This window comes from Streptomyces sp. NPDC102441, from assembly GCF_044765585.1.
Taxonomy (GTDB): domain Bacteria; phylum Actinomycetota; class Actinomycetes; order Streptomycetales; family Streptomycetaceae; genus Streptomyces.
Genome location: NZ_JBIWKH010000013.1, coordinates 66766 through 92163 on the forward strand (window position 1 = coordinate 66766; position 25398 = coordinate 92163).

Annotated in this window: 20 protein-coding genes and 1 pseudogene; 10 read left to right on the plus strand and 11 right to left on the minus strand. The window is 69.0% G+C overall.

Annotated features, from left to right (window positions below):
* Both ACIREO_RS26910 and ACIREO_RS26915 read right to left on the minus strand, forming a co-directional pair.
* Nucleotides 1-395 (minus strand): hypothetical protein (locus ACIREO_RS26910; RefSeq protein WP_404114667.1); only part of this gene is annotated, 395 nt, incomplete at its 3' end.
* A 281-nt stretch (nucleotides 396-676) separates the two neighbouring features.
* On the minus strand, nucleotides 677-1402 hold the full coding sequence (locus ACIREO_RS26915; RefSeq protein WP_404114669.1) for an SDR family oxidoreductase: 726 nt from the start codon (nucleotides 1400-1402) through the stop codon (nucleotides 677-679).
* Nucleotides 1403-1489: 87 nt separating this feature from the next.
* Here ACIREO_RS26915 and ACIREO_RS26920 point away from each other — a divergent pair, with 87 nt between their 5' ends.
* Nucleotides 1490-2368, plus strand: a complete 879-nt coding sequence (locus tag ACIREO_RS26920) for a LysR family transcriptional regulator (RefSeq protein ID WP_404114671.1) — start codon at nucleotides 1490-1492, stop codon at nucleotides 2366-2368.
* A 949-nt stretch (nucleotides 2369-3317) separates the two neighbouring features.
* Nucleotides 3318-3590 (plus strand): hypothetical protein, encoded by a 273-nt coding sequence (locus ACIREO_RS26925; protein ID WP_404114673.1) that lies wholly within the window; start codon nucleotides 3318-3320, stop codon nucleotides 3588-3590.
* A gap of 304 nt (nucleotides 3591-3894) precedes the next feature.
* Here the strand turns inward: ACIREO_RS26925 and ACIREO_RS26930 are convergent, their stop codons facing one another.
* The 5 genes and pseudogenes from ACIREO_RS26930 to ACIREO_RS26950 all read right to left on the minus strand — a co-directional run bounded on the left by ACIREO_RS26930 (nucleotide 3895) and on the right by ACIREO_RS26950 (nucleotide 7767).
* Nucleotides 3895-4413, minus strand: coding sequence for a GNAT family N-acetyltransferase (locus tag ACIREO_RS26930; RefSeq protein WP_404114675.1), 519 nt, complete (start codon nucleotides 4411-4413; stop codon nucleotides 3895-3897).
* A 150-nt stretch (nucleotides 4414-4563) separates the two neighbouring features.
* Nucleotides 4564-5190: pseudogene (locus tag ACIREO_RS26935) on the minus strand (ATP-binding cassette domain-containing protein).
* A gap of 146 nt (nucleotides 5191-5336) precedes the next feature.
* Nucleotides 5337-6077, minus strand: coding sequence for a DUF1684 domain-containing protein (locus ACIREO_RS26940; RefSeq protein ID WP_404114677.1), 741 nt, complete (start codon nucleotides 6075-6077; stop codon nucleotides 5337-5339).
* A 154-nt stretch (nucleotides 6078-6231) separates the two neighbouring features.
* Nucleotides 6232-6810, minus strand: a complete 579-nt coding sequence (locus tag ACIREO_RS26945) for a dihydrofolate reductase family protein (protein WP_404114679.1) — start codon at nucleotides 6808-6810, stop codon at nucleotides 6232-6234.
* 126 nt (nucleotides 6811-6936) lie between these two features.
* Entirely contained in the window at nucleotides 6937-7767 is an 831-nt protein-coding gene (locus ACIREO_RS26950) for a helix-turn-helix transcriptional regulator (RefSeq protein WP_404114681.1), read from the minus strand.
* Between the two features lie 120 nt (nucleotides 7768-7887).
* Between ACIREO_RS26950 and ACIREO_RS26955 the strand changes: the two genes are divergently transcribed.
* The gene (locus ACIREO_RS26955) at nucleotides 7888-8946 is read left to right on the plus strand and encodes an aldo/keto reductase (protein WP_404114683.1); all 1059 of its coding nucleotides are present in this window, start codon (nucleotides 7888-7890) and stop codon (nucleotides 8944-8946) included.
* Nucleotides 8947-9119: 173 nt separating this feature from the next.
* Entirely contained in the window at nucleotides 9120-10025 is a 906-nt protein-coding gene (locus tag ACIREO_RS26960) for a TIGR03619 family F420-dependent LLM class oxidoreductase (RefSeq protein WP_404114685.1), read from the plus strand.
* Between the two features lie 36 nt (nucleotides 10026-10061).
* On the opposite strand, the gene ACIREO_RS26965 is transcribed toward ACIREO_RS26960, so the two are convergent.
* On the minus strand, nucleotides 10062-10616 hold the full coding sequence (locus ACIREO_RS26965; RefSeq protein ID WP_404114687.1) for a CGNR zinc finger domain-containing protein: 555 nt from the start codon (nucleotides 10614-10616) through the stop codon (nucleotides 10062-10064).
* A 227-nt stretch (nucleotides 10617-10843) separates the two neighbouring features.
* On the opposite strand from ACIREO_RS26965, the gene ACIREO_RS26970 reads away from it, so the two are divergent.
* From ACIREO_RS26970 to ACIREO_RS26985, 4 genes are all read left to right on the plus strand, one after another.
* On the plus strand, nucleotides 10844-11269 hold the full coding sequence (locus ACIREO_RS26970; protein ID WP_404114689.1) for a spore-associated protein A: 426 nt from the start codon (nucleotides 10844-10846) through the stop codon (nucleotides 11267-11269).
* 539 nt (nucleotides 11270-11808) lie between these two features.
* Nucleotides 11809-13221 carry a family 2B encapsulin nanocompartment shell protein gene (locus tag ACIREO_RS26975; protein ID WP_404114691.1) on the plus strand — a complete coding sequence of 471 codons (1413 nt, stop codon included), beginning with the start codon at nucleotides 11809-11811 and terminating at the stop codon, nucleotides 13219-13221.
* A 107-nt stretch (nucleotides 13222-13328) separates the two neighbouring features.
* Nucleotides 13329-14636: a family 2 encapsulin nanocompartment cargo protein terpene cyclase gene (locus tag ACIREO_RS26980; protein WP_404114693.1), complete on the plus strand. Its 1308-nt coding sequence runs from the start codon at nucleotides 13329-13331 to the stop codon at nucleotides 14634-14636.
* Nucleotides 14637-14652: 16 nt separating this feature from the next.
* Nucleotides 14653-15540 (plus strand): geranyl diphosphate 2-C-methyltransferase, encoded by an 888-nt coding sequence (locus ACIREO_RS26985; protein WP_404114694.1) that lies wholly within the window; start codon nucleotides 14653-14655, stop codon nucleotides 15538-15540.
* Nucleotides 15541-16106: 566 nt separating this feature from the next.
* Here ACIREO_RS26985 and ACIREO_RS26990 read toward each other — a convergent pair.
* The 3 genes from ACIREO_RS26990 to ACIREO_RS27000 all read right to left on the minus strand — a co-directional run bounded on the left by ACIREO_RS26990 (nucleotide 16107) and on the right by ACIREO_RS27000 (nucleotide 20766).
* On the minus strand, nucleotides 16107-18110 hold the full coding sequence (locus ACIREO_RS26990; RefSeq protein WP_404114696.1) for an NAD-binding lipoprotein: 2004 nt from the start codon (nucleotides 18108-18110) through the stop codon (nucleotides 16107-16109).
* 383 nt (nucleotides 18111-18493) lie between these two features.
* Nucleotides 18494-20455: an acyl-CoA dehydrogenase gene (locus ACIREO_RS26995; RefSeq protein ID WP_404114698.1), complete on the minus strand. Its 1962-nt coding sequence runs from the start codon at nucleotides 20453-20455 to the stop codon at nucleotides 18494-18496.
* 110 nt (nucleotides 20456-20565) lie between these two features.
* The gene (locus tag ACIREO_RS27000) at nucleotides 20566-20766 is read right to left on the minus strand and encodes a hypothetical protein (RefSeq protein ID WP_404114700.1); all 201 of its coding nucleotides are present in this window, start codon (nucleotides 20764-20766) and stop codon (nucleotides 20566-20568) included.
* 314 nt (nucleotides 20767-21080) lie between these two features.
* Between ACIREO_RS27000 and ACIREO_RS27005 the strand changes: the two genes are divergently transcribed.
* Nucleotides 21081-22136 carry an alpha/beta fold hydrolase gene (locus ACIREO_RS27005; RefSeq protein WP_404114702.1) on the plus strand — a complete coding sequence of 352 codons (1056 nt, stop codon included), beginning with the start codon at nucleotides 21081-21083 and terminating at the stop codon, nucleotides 22134-22136.
* Between the two features lie 346 nt (nucleotides 22137-22482).
* Nucleotides 22483-25392 (plus strand): alpha-glucuronidase family glycosyl hydrolase, encoded by a 2910-nt coding sequence (locus ACIREO_RS27010; RefSeq protein WP_404114704.1) that lies wholly within the window; start codon nucleotides 22483-22485, stop codon nucleotides 25390-25392.
* Nucleotides 25393-25398: the final 6 nt, after the last annotated feature.

A 25398-nucleotide genomic window follows, 5' to 3' on the forward strand; every position in this document is an offset into this window, starting at 1 on the left:
GGGCACGTCCCCGTCTCCTCACCAATGGAGTTGATCTCAGCGTTGGAGCGCGAGTCACCCGCATAGTTGATCTGGTCCGTGCACTTCATGTCGGACGGCGACTTCTGGACCGGCGGGCACGTCCCCGTCTCCTCACCAATGGAGTTGATCTCAGCGTTGGAGCGAGAATCACCCGCATAGTTGATCTGGTCCGTGCACTTCATGTCGGACTTGGCGGGCGTGCCTGACGACTTGCCCTCCGCGGTGTCGGACTGCGGGGTGGTGCTCGTGGCCGCCGTCGATGAGCTGCTCGCGGAAGAGGACGCGTTGCCGGCGCTGTCGTTGCTGCATGCCGTCAGCGTCAGGCCGAGGGCCACTGCGGTCATGGTCAGTACCGAGATCTTCCGAGTGCGCATGCTGTGTCATTCCTCTGCGTGGGGATGCTCTTGGGGAGCGGACGGGCAGGTGATCCGGGCGACTGTTCGCCTGTGTGGCTTTCTGCCTTCTCAGACAGTCGGCCTGGTTGCCCCAGTTGCGTCTTGATCGTTCTCAGAACACGTTCGTGACATGACGGTGGCCGGTCCGTGAAGTCTGCATCTGGCGTGCTGCTGGGAGGGCGCACAAGGGCCAGCCAGAGAGTTCAGGTGCCCGGTCAGACACAGACGAGAACCCATGGCGGCCGTCCAGGCACGCAGAGTTACCAGGCGACGGCTCCCTTGTCGTCGAAGAAGCCGCCTCGGGGGCCGTCGTCGGGCAGGGTGGCGAGGCGAAGCGCGATCGCGGCGCCCTGTTCGGGTGTTCGTTCCCCGGCGAATCCGGTGAAGTCGGTTGCGACGTACCCGGGGCATGCCACATTCACGATGATGTCCGTGTCAGCGAATCGGCGGGCGTACTGTGCTGTGACGCTGTTGAGCATCGACTTGGAGGGTGCGTAGGCGGCCATGACCGGGCCGGTCTGCAGCGTCAGCGAGCCCATGTTGCTGGACATGTTGACGACCCGGGGCGAGGCGGCACGGCTGAGCAGCGGGAGCATCGCGTTCGTCACCCGTACAACCCCGAACACGTTCGTCTCGAGGACTGTGCGCAGGACGTCGAGGTCGAGGGTCGTGGGGTCCTGCGCCCCGTCCTCGAACCGGCCGGAGATTCCTGCGTTGTTGACGAGGACGTCGAGTCGTCCGGCCTCCTTCTCGATGCTCGCGGCCGCTGCGGCGACACTGCCGTCGTCGGTGACATCGAGGGCGACTCCGAACGCGTCTATACCTGCCGCATGCAACCGCTCCACAGCCTCCTTGCGTCGGACTTCGTCACGCGCCCCCACGGCGACGGTGAAGCCAAGGACTCCGAGGCCCTGAGCAATGGCGAAGCCGATTCCCTTGTTCGCACCGGTGACCAGCGCTGTCTTGGTGTTGTTCACGCTGCCCATACTCGGCGTGGGGCGTCCGTTTCGTCCAATATCGATCAAGTACGTCGTGATACCCGGCAGGTATCAGGAGGTGGATAGGCTGTGCGCATGGACGACCTGGAGACGCGTGAGCTGCGGTACTTCGTCGCGGTCGCCGAGGAGCTGCACTTCGGGCGCGCGGCCCAGCGGCTCGGGATCGCCCAGCCACCGCTGTCGCGCGCCATCCGGCAGCTGGAACGTCGGCTCGGCGTCCAGCTTCTGGACCGGGACCGACGGGGGGCGGCCCTCACCGGCGCCGGCGAGGTGTTGCTGCGCGAAGCCCGGGTGTCCCTCGATGCGGTCGCAGCTGCCGCGCGCCGGACCCGGCGGGCATCGGATCCCCAGCGGCCGCTGGTACTGGTGACAAAATCCGGCGCATCACACGAGCTGCTGCAACGGCTCCTCGCCTCGTGGGCAGCCGACACCGATACGGCACCGGTCGAAGTCGTCCTGTGCGAGGTCGGTGAGCAGGCACGGTACCTGCGCAGCGGGCGCGCCGATGTGGCCCTCATGCACCGGCCGGTCGACGACCTCGCCGGGTTCGGTACCGAGGACCTCTGCACCGAAGGCCAAGTCGCCCTCCTCCCATCGGGACACCCGCTCGCCGCACGTCCCCAGCTCACCCTCGCGGACGTCGGCAACGTGCCTGACCTTCCCATCGCCCGATGGCCCCGGCTCGACGGCAACTACCCCGACGGCCCCGGGCCAGAGGTGCACACCCAGTCACAGCTCGCTCAGCTCGTCGCGCTCGGCAAGACCCTGCTCGTCATCCCTGCCTCCAGCCGCGCTTGGCAGTGGCCCGACCATGTCGCGGTGCCCGTCGTCGACGCCCCGGACATCACAACCGTGCTTGCCTGGCCAGCCGGACACCACTCATCGGCCCTTGCCGCACTGGCCCGAGCCGCGGCCGGGCTTCGTAACGGGCCACCAGTTGCGCCCACACGCTGAACGCCGACCAGCCCCGATCGATGCCCTCCCGCCGACCACCGACCCCGGGCGCTCGCCTACTGGTATTGGCCTGCAAGGCAGACGTCGACGCCGACCTCAGGCACAGAAGTCGGCGTCGAGAAGCTGTGCTGCCTAGAACCCGGAGTTGAGGCAGGTGAAATCTGAGGTTTCGTCACCCTCAATGAAATCTGTCGGTAGCATCGAAGCGTTGGTGCTCTCGATGAATGGGGCGGGCGATGAGTCTGGCCGTGTTGCGCACCCTCCTCTCCGCGCGCGGGCCGGGGTATCGGCGGAATTCTCTGAATGATCGCGCAAGGAAGAACGGGCGGCCGTGGGCCGTGGATTCTTCATCCGGTACCCCCTCGCGAGTGCCGCTGCCGCCAAGCCCGAGGGCCGGCCGAGCTGCACTCGCCTGCCTCGCCCTTGGGCTCACACTGGCCGCCTACGGGCTCATCGGCATTTTTACAGCCGGGAGTGAGTACCGGGTTGCTTTCGTCAAGTCTGGAACCGCATGTACGGCAAGGGAGATTTACCTGGACAGTCGTACGGGGCGATCAATGCTGTGCTTCCCCACCTCAGGGAAAGACACCCTCGAAGGGTCATTTCCGTTCTCGGCCGAGGAAGAAGAGCGAGTTCTCGATTTGGCGAGCCAGCTGGGATCGGACGGCTTGTCCAGCGAGGACAGAGCCGAGATCGAGCGCCTTGTGCACTCGATCGGCGCCGCAAATGGAGATCCGGACGAGTCGAACCAAGCCAGCTCGCCGGAGCTCATATCCTTTCTCGTCGGTGTCCCTCTGGCAGTGGTAGGCGCCTTCTGGACAGCGGTCAGCCGCCGACGGTAAATACGGCGTGCCAGACCGGAGGCCGGAGGCCGGCAATTGAAGGTTGGTACCAGCAGCTGGATCGGCTGCACGAACAAGTCGGCGAGACCGGCGAGCTCTCCTTCGCCATGGGAGCCCTCAGCCGCTACGTCTCCGCCTCCGCCTCCGCCGGGATGCTGGAGAACCTGCTGAAGACGGACCCGGCCGAGCGCACCGAGTCTCAGACGGTGGCCATCGTGCGCGAGTGGCAGCAGCTGCGCGCCACCGCTCACCCCTTCAACCACTGTGACGGCTTCGACTGGGACCGCTGGTGGAACTCTCTTCAGCACTACGACGCCGCCGGCGAGGCCGCCTTCCGTGCCCGGGTCACCGCCGCTGTCGAGAAGGCGGGCCGGCCGTGACCGGCCGGCTCCCGTCGGGCGAGGAGTGTCACCGCCGGACGATCACTACTCTGCACGAGTGCTCTTGTACGACGAGTTGACTTCATCCGAGCGTGAACTATGGCCCCGGTCGAACAGTTCGCGCCATGGTGATCGTGGCGCTCCTCCAGGGCGCAAACAGACGGGCGCCATCGCGTCCCTGAGTCTGGCCGGTGCCCGGATATCCGGGCGCCTCAGCCTGGCTGCCGCGCAGGTCGATCACGCTATCTGGTTCGAGGACTGCTGGTTCGAGCAAGGCTTGGATCTCTCCGGAGCGTCGGCCCGGTCAATTACGATCACCGGCCGCCGTCGTGTCGGTCCAGGCGATCTCGAAGTACCTGACGCGTTCGTCTTCTCCGGCCGGCCGCATTCCGACTGCCGTCATGACGTGCTGGGACGCGATGTTGTCGTGATCGGCGTCGCCCTTCACGCAGGTGACGCCGCGTGCCCGCGCGAACAGCAGCAGTTCTCGGAGGGCTTCGGAGGCGTATCCCTGGTCTCGCGCTGACGGGATGAGGCCGTAGCCGATCGTGACGCTGCCGTTCGCATCCGCGGGTCCGTGGAAGCCCAGGCCGCCGATCGCCTGACCGTCCTCGCGGCGACGGATCTCATAGTTGCCGAACGGCTGTGGATCACCGGTGTCGGCGCAGGTGGCCAGGAAACGCCTGGCGGCTGACACGTCCCCCTCGGTGGGATATCCGGGCGCCCATCGGGCACCGCTGTGCGACTCGCCCGCCACCACTCGCTCCGACTCGCTGACCGACAACGGATGAAGCACGAGCCGCGCTGTCACAAGATCACTCATGGCAAGGAGGAGTATCACGCTGGGCGACCGGAGCGCACTTGGATTATCCGACCGGGCAGCGCCCGCAGTGCTTCGTGTCCGGTGCGTGAGGCGCGACAGTATCCAGGGCCATGGGGACACGGCCCAGGGGCTGTTACGCCGGTCTTGTGATCAGGCCGGCCATGCCGTGGGCAGCCGCGGCACGCTCTCGATCAGCCGGCGGGTGTAGGAGTGCGCGGGTTCACCGAGCACCTGGGAGGTGGTCCCCTGCTCGACGACGAGGCCGCGCTCCAGCACGGCGGTGCGCGCGCACTGGGAGGCCACGACCGACAGGTCGTTCCTCCTTGAGTTCGGCCGGCAGATCAACGACCTTCACCCGGGTGGTGACGTCCAGCGCGCTGACCGGCTCGTCGGCCGGCAGGACGCTTGGATCGCAGACCGTCGCGCGGGCGATGGCGATGCGCCGGCCGCCGGCGAACTCGTGCGGGCAGCGGTCTACCGGCGTCCGCCTGGAGACCGACGCGCTCCAGCGCCTCGGCCACCTTGGGGAGCGCTGTGGTACGGATGCCGAGACCGAGGGAGCGCAGCGGTTCCGCGACGATCACACCCACGCGTCGGCTGGGGTCGAGCGAGGAGTACGGGTCCTGGAAGACGCACCGTCCCGTCGAAGCGGAGGGTGCCGGCCGTGGGACGGGCCAGGCCCAGCAGCGGGCGCAGCAGCGTCGTCCTGCCCGCGCCGGACTCGCCGACCAGCGCGAGGCTCGCGCCGGCCTCGACGGCGATGCGGGAGCCGGTCATCACCTGGGTGACCAGGTCACGCCCGAGCTTGTCGGTGCCGAGCAGATGGCCGCCGCCCGGTCCGGCGAGCCGCCCGCCGGAGGTGTCCCCGGCGTCGTAGGGCACTCATGGGTGAGGCTCTTTCGGTGCGGGGAGCTGCGGGCCGATCAGTGCTGGGCGTCGAAGCCGTCGCGGAAGAGGGGGAGCTTCTCGCCGGCCTCGACGGGCAGGTGGAAGCGGTTCTGCCGCGGCGGCATCGGACAGTTGTACTGATCGGAGAATCCGCAGGGCGGCACGAAGGCCTGGTTGAAGTCGAGGACGACCCGGCTCTCGTCGTGCGTGCGCCGCACGAAGAGGAAGCGGCCGGCCCCGTAGGTGATACCACCGTTGGTCGGGTCGCCGAAGACGAGCAGCAGGGTGCCGTCGTCGTCGAAGGCACTGAGCGTGTAGCCGCGGCCGTCGATGGTGAGCGTGATGTCGCCGGGGACGGCCAGGTCGCGGCTGCCGCCGTTGTCCCGGATGTGCTCGAAGGCGATGCGCCGGGCCCCGGCGACGGGTGTGTACGACGCTTCCAGGACCCAGGCCGGGTCGTAGGGGAAGGCGTCGACCCGGTCGAAGTGGCGGATGGCGGGTGCGTCGGCGTCCCAGAAGCGCAGGCCGTGCTCGTCCTCGCCGGTGACCCGGTCGGTGCGCCGGAGCGTGGTGACGGTCACGGTGCCCGGCCGGCCCGCGCGCGCGTCCGCCGCGTCCGGGACCTCGCCCGCCGGGGCCCAGCGGGTCTCGACCAGGGCGAGATTGCCCGTCGGGGCCGTGAGCGCGCGGTGGCGCCCGGCGCGCCAGGCGTCCCATTCCTCCGCAGGGTCGAGGGATGCGCGGTCGGGGGCGGAGTGGGACACGGCAGTACTCATTCGTCTAGGCGGGGCAGCCCTCACGGTCCCCGGGCAACAGGACGTGAATAAGTGGCCAAAGCATGACCTTTATTGACTATAAGCTCATCTAATGTCAAACTTCCGCACCACATGCTGAGACGGATGTCTCAGCATCGGGGCCTACCGGACGGACTCAGACGTGCGGAGCCGGCCGGTAGACGAGCTCCTGGATGTGGCCGTCGAGGGTTCGGCACTCGATCAGCTCGAGGTCGAAGTCGGCCGCGCCCTGGAAGACCGGGTCCAGCCCGGTCCGGCCGGTGATCACGGGGAACAGCGTGACCTGCACACGGTCGACCAGGCCTGCGGCCATCAGCGCACGGTTCATCGACAGACTCCCGTGCGAACGCAGCGGGACCTCGGACTCCTCCTTGAGCCGGGCGACGACATCGACGGCGTCGCCGCTCACGACGTCCGCGTCCGGCCAGTCGAGAGGTCCGTCCAGGGTGGTCGAGACCACCGTGGCCGGCAGGCTCCGCATTCGCGTGACCCATGGGTCACGCACGTCGGACTCCTCGGTGCTCGCGGCCAGCATCCGCGCGAACGCCCTGTAGGTGTTGGCCCCGAAAACCATTCGCTGCTCCACCCCGTAGAGGGCGAGGCGGTGGGCGAGGAGCTCGGGGCCCTGCTTACCCCAGTAGCCGGTCCAGTCGCCGCTTGCGGCGCCGAAGCCGTCGAGGCTGGAGAAGACGTCGAATGTGTAGGTAGCAGTCATGATGCGCTCCTCGGGTGCCGTCGATCACCACTGGTAATAGAGACCGGAAACCACGGCAGAACTCATCGCCCTCGACCCCGTGCCGGGACGAGGGCCCGGCTCAGCGTGCGACTGGACCGTCCGTCGTCACCGTGCGCACAACCGGTCCAGCGCCGACCGGCTGTCGTCGTCGGCGGCACGGTAGATCACCAGCCGCTGGTCCGTGTCCTGAAGCGGCATGAGCACTTCGAAATCCAATGCGATCACACCGACGTCAGGATGTCGCATCAACTTGCTCCCGCGACCGTTGGCCTTCACGTCCCGCTCGGCCCACAACCGCGCGAACTCATCGTCACGAGTGATGAATTCGGCGATGAGGTCGGCCAGCGCCCGGTCCTCCGGATGCGCAGCCCACGCGGCACGCAGATGGGCGATTCCCTCGCGCACGACACGCTTCCGGTCGACATAGAACTCACGCGTCACCGGATGCACCAGGCAGAGCCACATCGAATTGCGCTGCGACGGCGGCAGGGTGCCGAAATCCAGGAGCAGGCTCGCCATTTCGGCGTTCCAGGCGAGGATGTCGTAGCGGTGGTTCAGCAGCATGGCGGGCAGCGGCGACAGGTCCGCGACCAACCCGGCCAGCGGCGGCGCCGCGGTGGTGGCGGGCGTGTCCGCGCTGCGGGGGCGGTGCTGTGCCAGGTCGAAGAGGTAGGCGCGCTCGTCGGGGCCCAGGCGCAGCGCCCGCGCCAGCGCCTCCACCACGTCCGCCGAAGGCCGCAGCCCGCGGCCCTGCTCCAGCCGCACGACGTAGTCGATGCTGACCCCGGCCAGTTCGGCGACTTCCTCGCGGCGCAGTCCCGGGGTCCGCCGGGCCTGCCGACGGGGCGGCAGACCGAAATCGTCCGGGTCCAGGCGCTCCCGACGAGTCCGCAGGAACGCGGCCAACTCCTGTGTCATGTCAACAGTGCGGGTCATCGTCTTCGATGCTACAGCCAGGGTAGGACTGGCGTTCCCAGGAAATCTTCTCCCTTACCCCCGGCCCGCGGCGCTCACAGACTCGTGTCCGGCAACGGATCACAAGCACAGGAGGACACGATGTCACTCACCCTCGACACATACCGGCTGCTGGGCCGCTCCGGGCTGCGGGTCTCACCCCTGGCACTGGGCGCGGCGACCTTCGGCACCGAATGGGGCTGGGGCGCCGAGCAGGACGAGGCGCGCAAACTGTTCGACCTCTATGTCGAGCGCGGCGGCAACTTCATCGACACCGCCAGCACCTACACCAATGGCAGTTCCGAGCGTCTGCTGGGCGAATTCACCCGCGACAACCGCGAAAGCCTGGTGCTGGCAACGAAATACACGACCCTGCGCCGGCCCGGCGACCCGAATTCCGGTGGTCCTGGGCGCAAGAGCCTGTTCGCGTCGGTGGAAGCCAGTCTGCGACAGCTGAACACGGACTACATCGATCTGCTCTACCTGCACGTGTGGGACCACACGACGCCGGTCGAGGAGATCCTGCGCGGCCTGGACGATCTGGTCCGGCAGGGCAAGGTCCTGCACGTGGCGATCTGCAACACCCCCGCCTGGCAGGTGTCGCGCATGCAGGCGACAGCGGACCTGCGCGGCTGGTCGCCGCTCGTCGCGCTGCAGATCGAGTACAACCTGATCGAGCGCACCGGGGAACGTGACCTGATACCCATGGCGCGCGAGATGGGGCTGGGGGTCGTCCCGTTCTCACCGCTGGCGGGCGGGGTACTCACCGGCAAATACAGCCGCGACGACCTGACCGCGACGAACGTCGCCGACAGCACCCGCAAGAGCGTCACGATCGCCACCGGCGCGCTCACCGAACGTAACTTCGACATCGTGGACGCCGTGAAGGAGGTCGCCGCGGAGCTGGGCCACACACCCGCCCAGGTCGGGCTGGCCTGGACGCTGCGGAATCCGGGCGTGACGGCACCGGTCATCGGCGCCCGCACCACCGCGCAGCTGGAGGACAATCTGGGCGCGCTGGAGGTCGACTTCACCGCCGCCCAGCTGGCCCGCCTCGACCAGGCCAGTGCCATCGAGCTCGGCTTCCCGCACGACCTGCTCGCCGGCGACGCGATGCGCGTGGCGACCCGCGGCGACACGAAGCTGGAGGCCCGCCGCTGATATCCGGCCGGTAACCGCCCCGAGGGCAGCACCACGGCCGCCCTCGGGGCGATGTCGTGGGCGTCGTGACCCCGCCCCGCAGGTGAGCTCGGAGCGAAGCCCTGTTCCCCCGCACGCGGTCCCATGGCATCGTGGGTTCCCCTGCCACAGAAAGCACTCACATGCGACTAGGCGTGACCCTCCCGACCTTCGGCCCGGACGCGCAGCCGGAAGGCATCATGAGAGTCAGCCGCACCGCGGAGGACATGGGTTACGACTCCCTGTGGACGGGCGACCGTGTACTCGCCCCCGTCGCGCCGAGCGTCCCCTACCCCGGCCAGGACGGCGTGATGCCGCGCACCTACGAGAACCACCTGGATCCCCTGGTGGCCCTGACCTTCGCCGCGGCGCACACGAACAGGGTGCGTCTCGGGACCAGCACGCTGAACGGCCTCTGGCAGCCGCCGATCATGCTCGCCAGGTCACTGGCCACGCTCGACGTGGTCAGTCGCGGACGTCTCGACGTCGGCCTCGGGCTCGGCTGGATGCCCGAGGAGTACGAGGCCGTGGACGTGCCCTGGAGCGGCAGGGGCGCGCGACTGGACGAGACGCTCGACGTCCTGGACGGGTACTGGTCCGGCGGCACCTTCGCCCACGAGGGTCCGCTGTTCACCGTCCCCGAGACCAGGGTCGGCCTCAGGCCGCATCAGCGGCCCGGGCCACCTGTACTCCTGGCGGCGTTCACACCCCGGGGCTTCGCACGCATCGGCCGGCGGCTCGACGGCTGGTTGCCCGGCGCCATGCCGCTGACGCGTCTCATGGACATGTGGGGCGCCATCGTGGAGGAAGCCGAGAAGGCGGGGCGGGACCCGGCATCCCTGCGTATGGCGCTGCGTGTGAACCCGGTGCTGACCGGCACCGCGGCCGAGCCTGAGCAGGTGCCACAGCGGGGGACGCTGGAGCAGTACGTCGACTACGCCCGGGAGGCCGCCGAGGCCGGCGTGCACGAACTGTTCGTGGACTTCGGCCAGACGCCCACCACGCTCGACGAGCGCGTCGACATCGCCGGTCGTTTTCTCACCGGAGTGCGTGCGGGCTGACGTACGGGCGCGAGGCGCCGTGGCTCTGTGCCCGGCTCAGTCGGCGGGCACACTCTTCTTTCGCGCACGGTAGGCGGCCGCCTTGATCTTGTTGCCGCACGAGTCCATCCCGCACCACTGCCTCCGCATGCCGTGGGACCGGTCGATGTAGACGCGTGTGCACTCGGGGTTGCCGCACTCCTTCATCAAGGGCACCTCGGGCCCACCGAGCAGCTCGACGGCGAGCCGGGCCACGGCCGACAGAGCCTGCGCCGGAGTCGCTTCGGTCCGGCGCCCGGTCCGTGTGAGCTGCGGCGCAGCGGCGGGCCTGGACGCCGCGCCGTTCAGCACACCGCGCGCCTCCTCGCCGAACTCCTCCCTCAGGCGCCGGGCCGTGACCAGCTCGTAGATGGCTTCCCGCACGGCTCTCGCCTGCCGCACGTCACCCTCCGTGCCGGGGGTGACGGCATCGACGACTCCCGATTCCACGTACCAGGCCGTCAGCCGGTCCGGCGTCGCGAACATCTCGAACCGCACCGAACGGCGAGCCCGGAGGGTAGCGGCGAAGTCAAGGGCGGGGTTCCCGCAGACGAAGACGTGTTCGAGATTCACATCACCAGTCTGACAGGTGACGGAGGGGGGCCGCAAGGAGCGGCACCCACTCGGCCACGTTCCGTTTCACATGGGGTCCGCTCCGGTGAGCGCGGCTCGGGTCGCTCGAACTCCAGCGTCACGACAATGTGTTGGCGATTACAGGATGTTGACGCGAACACACCCTCGGTGCTCTGATGATCATCAGATCATCTCCGGCCCTCACGGTCGTCCCTGAAGGAGTATTCATGCGTCCCTCCCTGCGGCGTACGGTCACCGGTGGCGCTCTCTCGATGACCTTCCTCGGGGCCGGCCTCGTCGCCGCGCCCTCGGCCTCCGCGGCAGCGGCGTACAACGGCGCCTGTGGAGCCGGATACTCCGTCGTCAATTCGGGTGCGGTGGGCACCCGGGGCATGACGTATCTGACCTACAGCGCGGCCACCGGGAAGAACTGCATCGTCACCATTCGCAACACGCCGGGTTCGGCTGTCTACGTCTACGCGGGATTCCAGCTCGCCGACCAGGGCGACACCGCTGTCGACGACCACGGCACGTACACCAGCTACGCGGGCCCCGTGTACATCAGCGGCAAGGGGGCCTGCATCGACTGGTCCGGCGCCATCGGCCCCGCGCCCGAGCAGTACGTCATCAGGTACGCGACGAACTGCGGCTGATCCACCGCGGCCGGCGTACCGAGACCGAGACCGCACCGTGCCCCCGGCCAGCAGTGGCAAGGGGCACGGTGCGTCGCCACATCAAGTACTTGGCGCGCCTGGAGCGGGCGCGCAGAGGCACGGTTGACCGTGTCGCCCCATGTGCCGGAGCACACACCCGTAAGCCCCTGCGTGATCCGGTGATGACGCGGTGCCAGGGCACGCACCCCGCCACCGGGCTCTTGAGCACGAGGGTGACTGATCACGTACGTCACCCCGACACACAGCTGCGCGATCGAGCGGGGCCACTCCTCCCCTGCACGCGCCTCCGGTCCGGCTGAATACGTCCGGCTGGATCACGTCGTCACCCGGACAAACATCGTGCGGACGCGATCATCGTATCGAGTTAATGTCGGCGACTTTCCTTGGCCCAGGAGGCTGAGCGGACATTAGTGTTTCCCTGGGTCTGGACGGGTTCCCGTTCATATACCCCTTTCACCTCCTGTTGCCCGTGACGTCCGTATGCGCACATCACCGCCCGACCAAGGAGCGCTCCCCCGATGACTGTTGACTCGAGTCCGGAAGTGGGACTGGAGCCGCCGCGGCAATCCAGCCTGAGCACGGCGGCTGCCCGCAACCTCGCCTCCACGACCAAGTCCGCCCCGCAGATGCAGGAGATCACCTCTCGCTGGCTGCTGCGCATGCTCCCCTGGGTGGAGACCCAGGGTGGGGCCTACCGGGTGAACCGCCGCCTGACCTGCACCGTCGGCGACGGAAAAGTGGAGTTCGTCCAGGACGGCGCCGAAGCCCGGGTGATTCCCCGTGAACTCGGTGAACTGGCCCTGCTGCGCGGCTTCGACGACGTGGAGGTGCTGACAGCCATCGCCGATCGGTGCGTTCAACGCGACTTCCGCGTCGGCGAGACGCTGGTCGAGCGCGGGGCACCGGCGGACAAGCTCCATCTGATCGCCCACGGCCGCATCGGCCGGGCCTCCGTCGGCAGTTACGGCGACGAGGTCACCCTGGACGTACTCGCCGATGGCGACCGGTTCGGAGAGAAGGCCCTGCAGGACGAGGACGCGCGGTGGGAGCACACCGCCACCGCCGAGACCTCGGGCACGCTCCTCACCCTGTCACGTGCCGACTTCGAGGCCGTGCTGTCCACAGCGCCGAGCCTCCGAGCCCACCTCGATGCGTTCTCAGCACTCTCCCGCCGACGGCAGAACCATCGCGGCGAGGCTGAGATCGCGATGTCGGCCGGGCACACCGGAGAGCACGAACTGCCCGGCGCGTTCGTCGACTACGAACTGAAGCCGCGCGAGTACGAACTCTCGATCGCCCAGACCGTTCTGCGGGTCCACACGAGGGTCGCCGACCTCTACAACGGACCGATGGACCAGACCAAGGAGCAGCTCAGGCTCACCGTCGAGGCGTTGCGCGAGCGCCAGGAGCACGAGCTGATCAACAACCGGGAGTTCGGCCTGCTCCACAACGCCGACTTCAAGCAGCGCATCCAGACGCACTCGGGCCCGCCGACCCCTGACGACATGGACGAACTGCTCTGCCGGCGCCGCGGCACCAAGTTCTTCCTCGCGCACCCCCGGGCGATCGCGGCGATCGGGCGCGGGTTCAACTCGTACGGGATCTATCCGGGCCAGGTGGACGTCGGCGGTCAGCAGGTCCTGGCCTGGCGCGGGGTCCCGATCCTCCCCTGCGACAAGATCCCCGTCACGAAGGAGAAGACCAGCTCCATCCTCGCCATGCGTACGGGCGAGGAGAACCAGGGCGTCATCGGACTGCACCGGACCGGACTGCCGGACGAGTACGAACCGGGTCTGTCGGTCCGCTTCATGGGCCTCGACGAGAAGGCCATCACCTCCTACCTCGTCAGCACCTACTACTCCGCCGCCATCCTCGTGCCGGACGCGGTCGGCGTGCTCGAGAACGTGCAGATCGCCCACTGGCCCAGGTAGCCCGCCCGGCCCGCGACGGCTGTGTGACTCCCCCGGAGCCCTCCGGGGCGGTCACGCATGCCCCGGAGGGCTCCGGGACAGCTGCCCACCCCATCAAGGAGCCATGGATGCCCGCGCCTGAGCTGCCACCGACACAGCCGAGCCTGCCAGAGGCCGCTTCCCACTTCGGGGCACATGTACTCGCTTCCGCCGCCCGCGCCTCCGGCGTCAGGGCCGCCACCGGCGGCCCGCCCCACGAGCCCTCCCTGCCCGCCCCGGCCGCACTCTCCGCCCCCGTCCCGACGCCCCCCGCGGCCCCGGCAGCGGGTGTGCCGGCGCCCGCCGCCGGCCTGGAACGGATCCTGCGTGGCCCCAGCGGCCTGGGCACGGCGGGCCTGCGCCTGATCCTGCGGGAGGAACCGGCGACGCCCGCGGCCACGCCTGCCGACATGGCGGAAGGCAGACCGGTCCCGGGCCTCTACTACCACCCGGTGCCCGAGCCCGACCCGGCGCGGGTCGAGGAGGTCAGCCGAAGGATCAAGTCCTGGGCGCTGGAGGAGATCAGTCTGTATCCCGAGGACTGGGAGGAGGAGTTCGACGGCTTCTCCGTGGGCCGCTACATGGTCGGCTGCCATCCGGACGCCCCCACCGTCGACCACCTGATGCTCGCCACCCGCTTGATGGTGGCGGAGAACGCGGTCGACGACTGCTACTGCGAGGACCACGGGGGCTCGCCCGTCGGCCTCGGCGAGCGTCTCCTTCTGGCACACACCGCCCTCGATCCCCTGCACACGACGGCGGAGTACCAGCCGCAATGGGCGAAGTCGCTGCATGCGGACGCGCCCCGGCGCGCCTACCGCTCCGCCATGGAGTACTTCGTCCGGGCGGCCAGCCCCTCCCAGGCGGACCGGCTCCGGCACGACATGGCCCGGCTGCACATGGGGTATCTCGCCGAAGCGGCCTGGGCACAGCTGGACCACGTCCCGGAGGTGTGGGAGTACCTGGCTATGCGCCAGTTCAACAACTTCCGCCCCTGCCCGACCATCACCGACACGGTCGGCGGCTACGAACTGCCGGCGGACCTGCACGCCAGGGCCGCCATGCAGAAGGTCATCGCCCTCGCGGGGAACGCGACGACCATCGTGAACGACCTGTACTCGTACACCAAGGAACTCGACGCTCCCGGTCAGCACCTGAACCTGCCCGTCGTGATCGCCGAGCGTGAGGGCCTCTCCGACCGTGACGCCTATCTGAAGTCGGTCGAGGTCCACAACGACCTCATGCACGACTTCGAGACCGAAGCCTCGGCCCTGGCCGCTGCCTGTCCCGTCCCGGATGTGCGGCGCTTCCTCCGGGGAGTGGCCGCATGGGTCGACGGCAACCACCACTGGCACCGGTCCAACACCTATCGCTACAGCCTGCCCGATTTCTGGTAAGAGAATGGATGCATCTGTGACCGACACCGAGCTCACCACCGCCGCCACCACCGCTCCCGTGCGCATCCCCCGCCCGGCAACGCCCTACCAGGGGGACATCGCCCGCTACTGGGACGGGGAGGCCAGGCCCGTGAACCTGCGTCTCGGCGATGTCGACGGCCTGTACCACCACCACTACGGCATCGGCGAGGTGGACCATGCCGCACTGGGCGACCCCGAGGACGGCGCGAGCGAGAAGAAGCTGATCTCCGAGCTCCACCGGCTGGAGTCGGCGCAGGCCGAGTTCCTCCTGGGGAACCTCGGTGACATCGGGCCCGACGACACTCTGGTGGACGCCGGCTGTGGCCGCGGCGGCTCGATGGTGATGGCGCACCAGCGCTTCGGATCCAAGGTCGAGGGTGTCACGCTCTCCGCCAAGCAGGCCGAATTCGCCAACGGCCGTGCCCGCGAGCTCCGCATCCAGGACCGCGTCCGGGCCCGCGTCTGCAACATGCTCGCCACGCCGTTCGGGACCGGGTCGGCCGCGGCCTCATGGAACAACGAGTCCAGCATGTACGTCGACCTGGACGACCTCTTCGCCGAACACTCCCGCATCCTCTCGGTCGGCGGCCGCTACGTGACCATCACCGGCTGCTGGAACCCGAGGTACGGGCAGCCCTCGAAGTGGGTCTCGCAGATCAACACGCACTTCGAGTGCAACATCCATTCGCGCCGGGAGTACCTGCGCGCCATGGCCGACAACCGCCTCGTGCCGCAGGCCGTCATCGACCTCACCCCCGACACCCTGCCCTACTGGGAGCTGCGGGCGACTTCCTCGCTGGTCACGGGGATCGAGGACGCGTTCATCAACTCCTACAAGGACGGTTCCTTCCAGTACCTCCTCATCGCGGCGGACCGCGTCTGACCTGCCGCTGACCGGGGGCCCGCCACGACGGCGCGAGCCCTCCCCCGCGAACGTGGCATTCTCCTGAACGTCATGGAGCGTTCGGAGTGGCCTCTACCCCCGCATGCGGGCACGCGGTCGTGCTGCTGCCACAGCGGGGGACGCCACAGCAGTACGTCCACTACGCCCGGGCTGCGGTCAGCCCGGGCATCTGCCGTGACGCGAGGCGCATGAGCTGAGGCAGCAGAGCACCAGCCCGTTCCGTCGGGGTGTCGGAGCGGAGCAGGCCTTCGTCGATGGCGCGCTCGACGGCCCCCAGCCGGGACGCGCGAACCTCCCGCGCGGAGTTCCTCGCGGGAGGTGAACCGCCGGCAGGCGGTTCCACGTTGCGAACGGCGTCGGCTCTCGCGCCTGGAGGCTACCGTTGCGCGAGAAACCTGCGGCTTCGCATGCCCCGTCACATGTCCCGTCCCTGAGCGGTTTTCACGCCGTAGCGCCACATACAGGTTCGAGTGACGCCGAGGCCTCCACCCGCCGGTGGGGAAACCGGGCGACGGGAGACCCACCGCACCGGTCGCCGCCGGAGGTCACTGCCGGGTGATCACGATGACATCGTCGTCCCCACTCCAGCGCCGGACGTCGGTCTTGCAGGGGTTGACCCGCACCCCGTAGTCGGGGCCCGTCGTCACACGGTCACGGCACCGGTATCCGATGGCACACTCCCCTCGGCGCGAGGCCGACTCGACGACGGTGGCGAAGGAAGCGTGGCACCCCGACCTGACGTAGTGGCCGGCCGGCTTGAGCTGGATCGTGCTGCCGCCCGGAGCGAGGAGTTCCTCGAACAGCTCGGCGAGGTGCCGGTTCTGCGAGATCTGAGACATCAGGAGGCCGACCAGTTTGCCGCTGACGATGAAGTCGGCACCGGGGCCGACCGGCGCGATCGCCCTGTTGCGGTCATCGGTCATCTCGGTGACCACGGCGGCCGGGCCCCCCGATGTGCGTTCCAGTTCGCGCAGGAGCAACAGGGTGACCAGCGTCCGGTCGTCCGGTGCGCCGCCACAGGTCCTGCGGTCGGGGCCGAGGACGATGACGCCGTCGTACATGGCGAGATCCAGGCCGTTCACCGTCCCGGGCAGGGTGGGGTCCCCGGGGTTGAGGACGACGGTGAGGCCGGTGGAGGCCTCCGTCTCCGCGGCCCGCACCTCCGCGGCGGTGAGCTCCCCGCCGTCCGTCACGACGTGGAGGACCGAACCGGGGGTGACGTGGTGGGACAAGTGGCGGACGATGCGGTGTGCGCGGCGGTTCCACCCCAGCAGGAGCATCCTTTCGGACCGCACCGCTGCCGGTGGCCGGGACACGATCACCGACGCGTCGACGGCCGCGGGCTCAGAAGCCTCCACCGTGGTGTCGTCGTCCTCCGCGATCACGACGAGCCGGTCGCCCGTGCACACGAGCGAGTCGGGTGGCGGGGCGAGCCGCAACGCCCCGTCAGCCCGTAGGACGCCGACCACGGTCGACGACACATAGGCCCTCAGGACCTCGGCGAATGGACGACCGGCCTGTGCCGGCGCCTCGACGACGTAGAACTCGTCTCCGGCGAAGTCGAGCAACTCCTGGTACACGAGCGACAGTCCGGGCTGCCGGGCGCACTGCGCCACGAGCCGTGCGGTGATGTCGTCGATCTCCAGGACGACCGCACCCGGGCCGGCGGCGAGCGTCGCGGCGAGCCGGTAGCGCTCGTCCCGGACCACCGCCAGGATCCGGGCACGGCAGTTGCCGTCGATCACGGACCGAAGGGACAGCAGGTTCTTGACGATCTCGGCGTCCTCGTCGGGTTCGTCGCGCGGTAGCACCAGGACGACGTCCGCCGTGGCCGGGCTGACCCGCTCGATTGCGGCCGGGTCCGTCGGGCGCCCGTTGCGGCAGATGATCCGAGTACCCCCCGTGTCGCCCAGTTCGGTACGCAGCTCCTCCTCCATGTCCGTCTTGTCCCGGTCAGCGAGAACGACGACAGCTTTCCGCCCCTGGTTGCTGTTGGCCTCCACGATCTCGGCCACGACCGTGAAAATCTGGTCGGACCAGCCGAGTACGACGGTGTGGCCGTTCTCCAGGACGGTGGAGTGGCCGCGCCGGAGGTCGAGGAGTTTCTCGGTGATCGCTGCAGTGATCAGGCTGACGAGGGTGGACACGTAGAAGAGTGCGACCAGGGCGAGGAGGACCGACAGGGCGACGCGCAGGGGTGATCCGGCCTCTCCGCCCAACCGGAGTGTCTGTCCGACGCTCCGCCACACCGCCGCGGCCTTCGCCCACCGGTCGTCGGGGGCCCCGTCGTCCGTCCACACCAGAATGGCACTCGCCGGGACGACGATGACCAGGCACGCGACAGCGAGCCAACCGATGAGGACGGCGGCGCCACCTGCCAGCGTGTTGTCGAACCAGTACCGCGCCTGCTCGCTCGGTGCTGCCCGGCGAGGTACTCCCGCCGAGGGGTCCGCCGGGGCCGTGGGGGCGTCCCGGCCCTGCCGCTGCTTCCCCACCCTGGCGATCCCGGCCCGCCGGCGCCTGTCCTGATCGTTGCTCGTCTTGTGCACAGCAGCAGCGTGGAGAGTCGTTGATCACGGCATACGGGTATCCGGCCATGGTTCATCCTTTAGAGGGCCAGGCGGATTTCGGCGCAGCTTCTCCCCGTCCGGGCGGGCCTCCACGCGAACACCGTCACGCCGGACCCTCAGCTCAACCGGAACAGCGGGCCGTGCGGTGTGAACGGCGGAGTGGAGCTCGTACGGTCCGATCCGCCGGTCCAGGATCAGCGAGTAGAAACCTTCTGGACGTCGGGGGTGGCGGCGTCCGGCTCGGATGACCTGCCGCTCCCCGGAGGAACACGGGGCGTGTGCCGGAGGGGCGCCCCCTCCCCGGCCGTGGCGGGCGGTCCGGCGTCGTCCTCGCTGTGGCTGAGCGGGAGCTCCGTCCCGGATCAGCCCACCAGATCCGGCGCGCGCAGCATCTCGGCCGGGATGCCCCAGGCGTCGACGAGGCCGACCGCGAGGGGCCGGACCTTGCGGCAGAGGTCGTTCACCTCACGGCTGATCGCCTTGGAACGCTGGACGGTCAGCCGGCCGTGTTCCATGAACCAGGCCCGGTCCGCCTCGATCGTCGACAGGGCGAACAGGTCGCACAGCAGGCCCAGCGCGACCTTGTTGCCGCTCTCGGGCAGTGCACGCACCTTGTCGACGAACGCCTCCAGCACCAGCCGTTCGACGTGTGCGTGTGCGACCGCGATGACGTGGTCCTGCACCTGCGAGAAGACGACGCCGGGATCGCGCTTCTGGTCGATCCCGCTCTTGAGCCGGCGTGCCACGCCCGCGAGCATGTGCTCCTCGCGGTAGCGGCACATGGCGAGCTGGTATTCCGAGTCGAGCAGGCCTGCTTCCTGGTCCCACTCGTCGCCACCGGGCAGCAGGTCACGTACCCGCTCGAGCAGCTTGTGGGCCGACGTCCTCTCCATGACCGTCTCGACGGCGAGGCCGGTGACGTAGCGGACCATGCCGAGCTGGTCCAGGTCCTCGAACTCGCTCGCGTAATGGGTGAGCAGGCCCTTGGCCACGAGCTGCAGCAGGACGTGGTTGTCGCCCTCGAAGGTGGTGAAGATGTCGCTGTCCGCCTTGAGGGCGGCGAATCGGTTGACGGCGAGATAGCCGGCGCCCCCGCACGCCTCCCGGCACTCCTGGACGACCCGGGTGGCGTGCCAGGTGCCGAGCGCCTTGGTGCCGGCGGCCCGTGACTCCAGCTGTCGGCGCGCGTGCGCGTCGTCCTTGATGCCGGAGAAGACCTCGTGCAGTTGTGTGCGGACCACGTCCTGCGCGAAGTGCAACGCGTACGTACGGGCGATGAGCGGCAGCAGGCGACGCTGATGCAGACCGTAGTCGAGGAGCAGCTGCTCCCCCGCGTCCGGGGCCGCTTCGAACTGCCGGCGCCGCACGGCGTACTTCGTGGCGATCGCGAGGGCGACCTTCGCGGCGTTCACCCCTGCGCCGCCGACGCTGACCCGGCCCTGCACCAGCGTGCCGAGCATGGTGAAGAAGCGCCGGTCGGGGTTTTCGATCGAGCTCTCGTAGGCGCCTTCGGCGGTGACGTCGGCGAAGCGGTTGAGCAGCGCCTCGCGCGGCACCCGCACGCCGTCGAACCAGATACGGCCGTTGTCCACGCCGTTGAGGCCCATCTTGCGGCCGTCGTCCTCGATCCTGACGCCGGGCGCCACCTCGCCGCCGGCCCGGATCGGCACGACGAACGCGTGCACGCCCTCGGACTTCCCGCCCACCTCGAGCTGGGCGAAGACGACCGCCAGCTCGCCGTGGCGGGCCGCGTTGCCGATGTAGTCCTTGCGCGCCTGGTCGCCGTCCGTGGTGATGACGAACTCCTGGGCGACGGCGTCATACCTCGCGAAGGTGCCGAGTGCCTGGACGTTGGAGCCGTGCCCGCTCTCCGTCATCGCGAAGCAACCCATCAGCTGCCCCGTGATCAGGTCCGGCAGAAAGGCGTCGTGGTGGCGTTCGGTGCCCAGATGCAGGATCGCGCCGCCGAAGAGTCCGAACTGCACGCCGACCTTCACCAGGACGGACAGGTCACCGAAGGCCAGCGTCTCGAACGCGGCGATCGAGGCTCCGATGTCGCCGCCCCCGCCGTACCTGCTCGGGAAGCCCATACCGGTCTGCCCCGTCGCAGCCATGTCGACCACGAGCTCACGCACCCGCTCGCGAAAGGCGTCGACGCCGAGCTCGTCGGCCTCCTCGAGAACGGAGGCATACGTGACCAGGTTGTTCCGGACCAGGCCGCGAATCTCGGCATACTCGCCGTCGAGCACCTCGGTCAGTGCCCGGACGTCGACCTCGGGCTGCACGTAACCGCTCGCGGCAGTAGATGTCTTGTCAGTAGCCATGTCACTTCGCTACCCCGCCCAAGGACGGTCAAGCGGTCGACCGGGGCTCTCGGAGCCGTACGGGGGAAGCGCGGCGGCCACCGCACGGCGAGGACGCGCAGGGAGAACACTCAGGGAGCGAGATCGAGGGCCAGACAGGAGAACCGGTTCCACGAACCCTCGGGGTCGTAGCGGTTGTCCGATCCGGCGCCCGGAGCGGTGGCCTCCTCCTCGATGAGGTCCTGGTAGGGGATGCGGTCGGGCAGCTTCCCGAAACGCGCGCGCCGCCGCATCGCAGCGGTGTCCTTCTCCGACGCCTGTTCGCTCTTCACGGTCGATCTCCGCTCGTTCGGTGACGGCTGGCCACAACGCCTGACTCCTTGCAGCATGCACCCCAGTCCATCACCGGTCAAGGCGGTGACGCGGGCCGGACGCACGGCAGCCCGGGCACGTCACCACCTCCCGCCCGGAAACGCCCGACACACCTCGCGTCACCGCCTTGACCGGTGACGCGAGGGCATGTCAAAGTCGGCGAGCGGCACGCCCGGCGGGCACCGCACAACTGATGCCGGCCGGGACGCCGTACGCCTGCTCACGCACGGTGCGGGACGGGCGCGTCAACAGTCGGCACAGGAAGGGCCACCACATGATCAACAGGCGCAGGTTCGGCAGGGCCGTCGGTATGGGTACAGGCGCGGTCGGCATGTCACTGGCCGGTTTACGGGATGCGTCGGCCGTGGAGCCGGCCGGCACGCCGCCCCGGACGGCCGCCCCCACCCCGCCCACGGCCACCCACCCCTCATTCACCGGCCTGAAGCAGGTGCGTGCAGGCGTGCTGGACGTCGGTTACGCCGAGGCGGGACCTCAGCACGGCCCCGTGGTCATCTGCCTGCACGGCTGGCCCTACGACATCCACAGCTACATCGACGTCGTCCCCCTCCTGGCCGACCAGGGCTACCGGGTCGTCGTCCCGTATCTCCGCGGTCACGGCACGACACGGTTCCTGTCCTCGCGCACGGTCCGCAACGCCCAGCAGTCGGCAATCGCCCTGGACATCATCGCCCTGATGAACGCCCTCAAGATCGAGAAGGCCGCCCTGGCCGGATTCGACTGGGGATCTCGCACCGCCGACATCATCGCCGCCCTGTGGCCTCACCGGGTCACGGCTCTGGTCTCGGTCAGCGGATACCTCATCACCGATGTCGATGCGCAGAAGACACCGCTGCCTCCGAAGGCGGAGTACAGCTGGTGGTACCAGTACTACTTCTCCACAGAGCGGGGCCGCACCGCCATGGAGACACCGGACGTCCGCGACGACCTGTGCCGCCTGGTCTGGGACACCGTCTCTCCGACCTGGGACTTCGACGGCGCCACCTTCGCACGCACCGCCGCCGCCTTCGACAACCCCGACTACGCCGCCATCGTCATCCACAACTACCGCTGGCGACTCGGCCTCGCCGACGGCGAACGCCGCTTCGATACCTACGAGAAGAAGCTGGCCACCCGCCCCTTCATCCACACGCCCACCATCACCATCGACGCGGAGCGCGACCCCTTCACCGCTCCCGGAGAGGGCTCCTCCTACCGAGACCGCTTCACCGGCCGCTACGAGCACCGCACCCTCGTCGGCATCGGCCACAACGTGCCCCAGGAGGCCCCGGCCGCCTTCGCCCGGGCGGTCGTCGACGCCACCCGTCTCTGAACCCAGGTGTGTCGAACCTGGGTCCAAGCAGTCCTCTCGGCACGGACGGACCCCGCAACCCGCCATGGCCGGATCCCGCTCCTCGGCGCCACCCATCTGTTGCTTTTTGATCGTAAACGTAGGTGGCTGACGTTCACGTAGATGGAATCAAATCGCTGAACTGGGCGGATTCCAGGCCTGTCTGCTATCCGCTCAACTCATCACGCACGGACCCGTAGCACACCTCAAGGCACAGGTGTTCTTTTCTGGTTGACTATGTTGACACCTGTCGTAGCGCATGTGACGGTTGCGACGCCTGTCCCTGGCCCTGCACGTGCACTGTTCGTCGTCGACGGAAGTGAGAGACATGAGCTCAGGAATACGCCGCCGCAGCGTCCTCGCAGCGGCGGCTCTCGGCAGCGCGGCCGGCTCGCTCGCCCTGGCCCCACCGGCGTCGGCACAGCCGGTCTCTCCGGGCGGCGCACTGCCCGCCGAGAACGGCTACGAGCTGTGGCTGCGCTACCGGAAGGTGGAGGACCCTGATCAGCTCGGGCAGTACCGGGCGGCCCTCGGATCCCTGGTCTGGCAGGGCGGCGGACCGCTCCAGCGATCGGCCGTGGACGAGCTCGTCCGGGGGCTGACCGCTCTGCTCGGCACCCGGGTCACGCCGCGCGCCCAGGCCCCGTCGGACACGGCGCTCGTGGTGGGCACTCCGACGAGTTCCACCCTGGTCCGTGCACTCGTGCCCGAGGCCGACCTGGCCGAGTTGGGCGACGAGGGCTACGTCATCCGCCGGGTCGCGAAGGGCGGCAGGACCCGCATCGTGGTGGCGGCCCATGCCGACCGCGGCGTGCTCTACGGGGCCTTCCACCTCCTACGGCTCGTGCAGACCCGGCAGCCACTGGAGCACATCTCCCTCACCGAACGGCCGTCCGCCCCGCTGCGCGTGGCCGACCAGTGGGACAACATCGACGGTTCGATCGAGCGAGGCTACGCGGGCCGGTCCTTCTTCGACTGGGAGAAGCTGCCTCAGCTCGACGACCGCTACACCGACTACGCGCGCGCCCTGGCCTCCCTCGGCATCAACGGCGCCGTGATCAACAACGTCAACACGCCCGCGACGTACCTCGCCGAACCGTTCCTCACCAAACTGGCCGCGCTGGCGGGCGTGCTGCGCCGCTACGGCGTGACCCTGTACGTCACGGCGAACTTCGCCGCCCCCATCGATCTGGACGGGCTCACCACCGCCGACCCCCTGGACCCCGGGGTGCGCGGCTGGTGGACGAGGAAGGCCGAGGAGATCTACGGCAGGATCGAGGACTTCGGCGGCTTCCTGGTGAAGGCCAACTCCGAGGGCCGCCCAGGCCCGTTGGACTACGGCCGTACCCACGCCGACGGGGCCAACCTCCTCGCGGGCGCGCTGAAGCCGTACGGCGGCATCGTGATGTGGCGGGCGTTCGTGCATGACACCGACGCGAAGTGGGACCGGCAGGGCTACCTCGACTTCACGCCGCTGGACGGGAAGTTCGCGGACAACGCCGTCCTGCAGATCAAGAACGGGCCGATCGACTTCCAGGTCCGTGAACCCGCCCACCCGCTCTTCGGTTCCCTGCCCCGGACCAACTCGATGATCGAACTACAGGTGACACAGGAGTACACCGGGCACTCCACCCACCTGTGCTACCAGGTGCCTCAGTGGAAGGAGGTTCTCGACTTCGACACGCTGAAGGCCGGCCCGGGCAGCACCGTGGCCCGTGTCGTGACCGGCCGGGTGCACTCCTACTCCCACTTCGGGTTCGCCGGCGTGATGAACGTCGGTGACGCGACGAACTGGACCGGCTCCCACCTCGCCGCCGCCAACACCCACGGCTACGGGCGGCTGGCGTGGAACCCGGAACTGTCCGCGGCCGAACTCGCCGCCGAGTGGACCCGGATGACGTTCGGGAACGACCCGCACGTCGTCGGTACGGTCTCCGGCCTCCTCCTCGGCTCGTGGCGCACCTACGAGGACTACACCTCGCCCCTCGGCACGGGGTACATCACTCATCCCCCGGACGGCTCGGTGACCGGGCACTTCGATCCCAGCCCGACCACGACCACCCAGTTCCACAAGTCGGACCACGAGGGTCTCGGGTTCGACCGCACCGCCGCCACCGGCGACGGCTACACCGAGCTGTACGCGCCGGCGATCCGCGACGCCTACGAGTCCCTGGAGAGTTGCCCGGAGGAACTGCTCCTCTTCCTGCACCACGTGCCGTACACCCACCGGCTCGACAGCGGGAAGACGGTGATCCAGCACATCTACGACACCCACTTCTCCGGCGCCGCCCGGGTCGCGGACATGCGCGAGGCCTGGGACGGGCTGCGTCGCCGCGTCGATCACCGCCGGCTCTCGGACGTCCATCGTCAGCTGGGCGAGCAGACGGCCCAGGCGGCACGGTGGCGGGACACCCTGGTCGCGTACTGGTTCGACCTGAGCCGGATCCGCGACGCGGACCGCAGCTGGCTCCAGGCATCCGTCGCTCCCGCCGACACGGCACTGCTGGGCGGGGAGCGCAACGAACTGCCAGTACAGGTGGTCAACGCGACCGGCTCCGGGCTGCGCACGCACATCACGCTCGGTGTGCCCGAAGGATGGAGCTCCGAGCCGGCGACATGCTACGTGGCCTCCCTGGGGGACGAGACGGTGAGGATGACCGTCGTGCCTCCGGCGGCCCCCGCGCTCGCCACCGTGCACGCGCGCCCGAGGTCGGGATCGGTGCGGGTCCTCGACTCCTCGCTGCGCAGTCTGGCCAAGGCCGTCGTCGTCCCGCCCGCCGCCCGCTGCGTGCACGCGCTGGACGCGGGGCCCTCCGACGCACCGGTACTGAAGGACTACACCCGCCTCGCGCCCGACAGCGGCTGGCACGAGGGCGCGGACTTCGGCTGGGTCGGCACCACGCCCGACGCCACCGACACGGGGCTGTTCGACGTCGTCCGCCGCGACTACGTACGGGACAGCGCCCCCGCCGTGCTGCGGTTGAAGCTGCCCGCCGGGCGTTCCACGGCACATCTGCTCACCGGCGACCCCAACACGTTCAACAGGACACTGATCGTGCGCGTGGACGGAGCCGAGGCGGCCCGCAGCGAGCAACTCGACGGCCGGGAGTTCACCTGGCTCCAGGTTCCGCTGGACGGCGGTCCCACCGGGCGGGAGGTGGATCTGGAACTCTCGGCGAAGGAGGATCAGACCTGGCATCTCAGCGCCTGCGTCGTCCTGGCGGACGAGGTGTCCTAGGGCGAA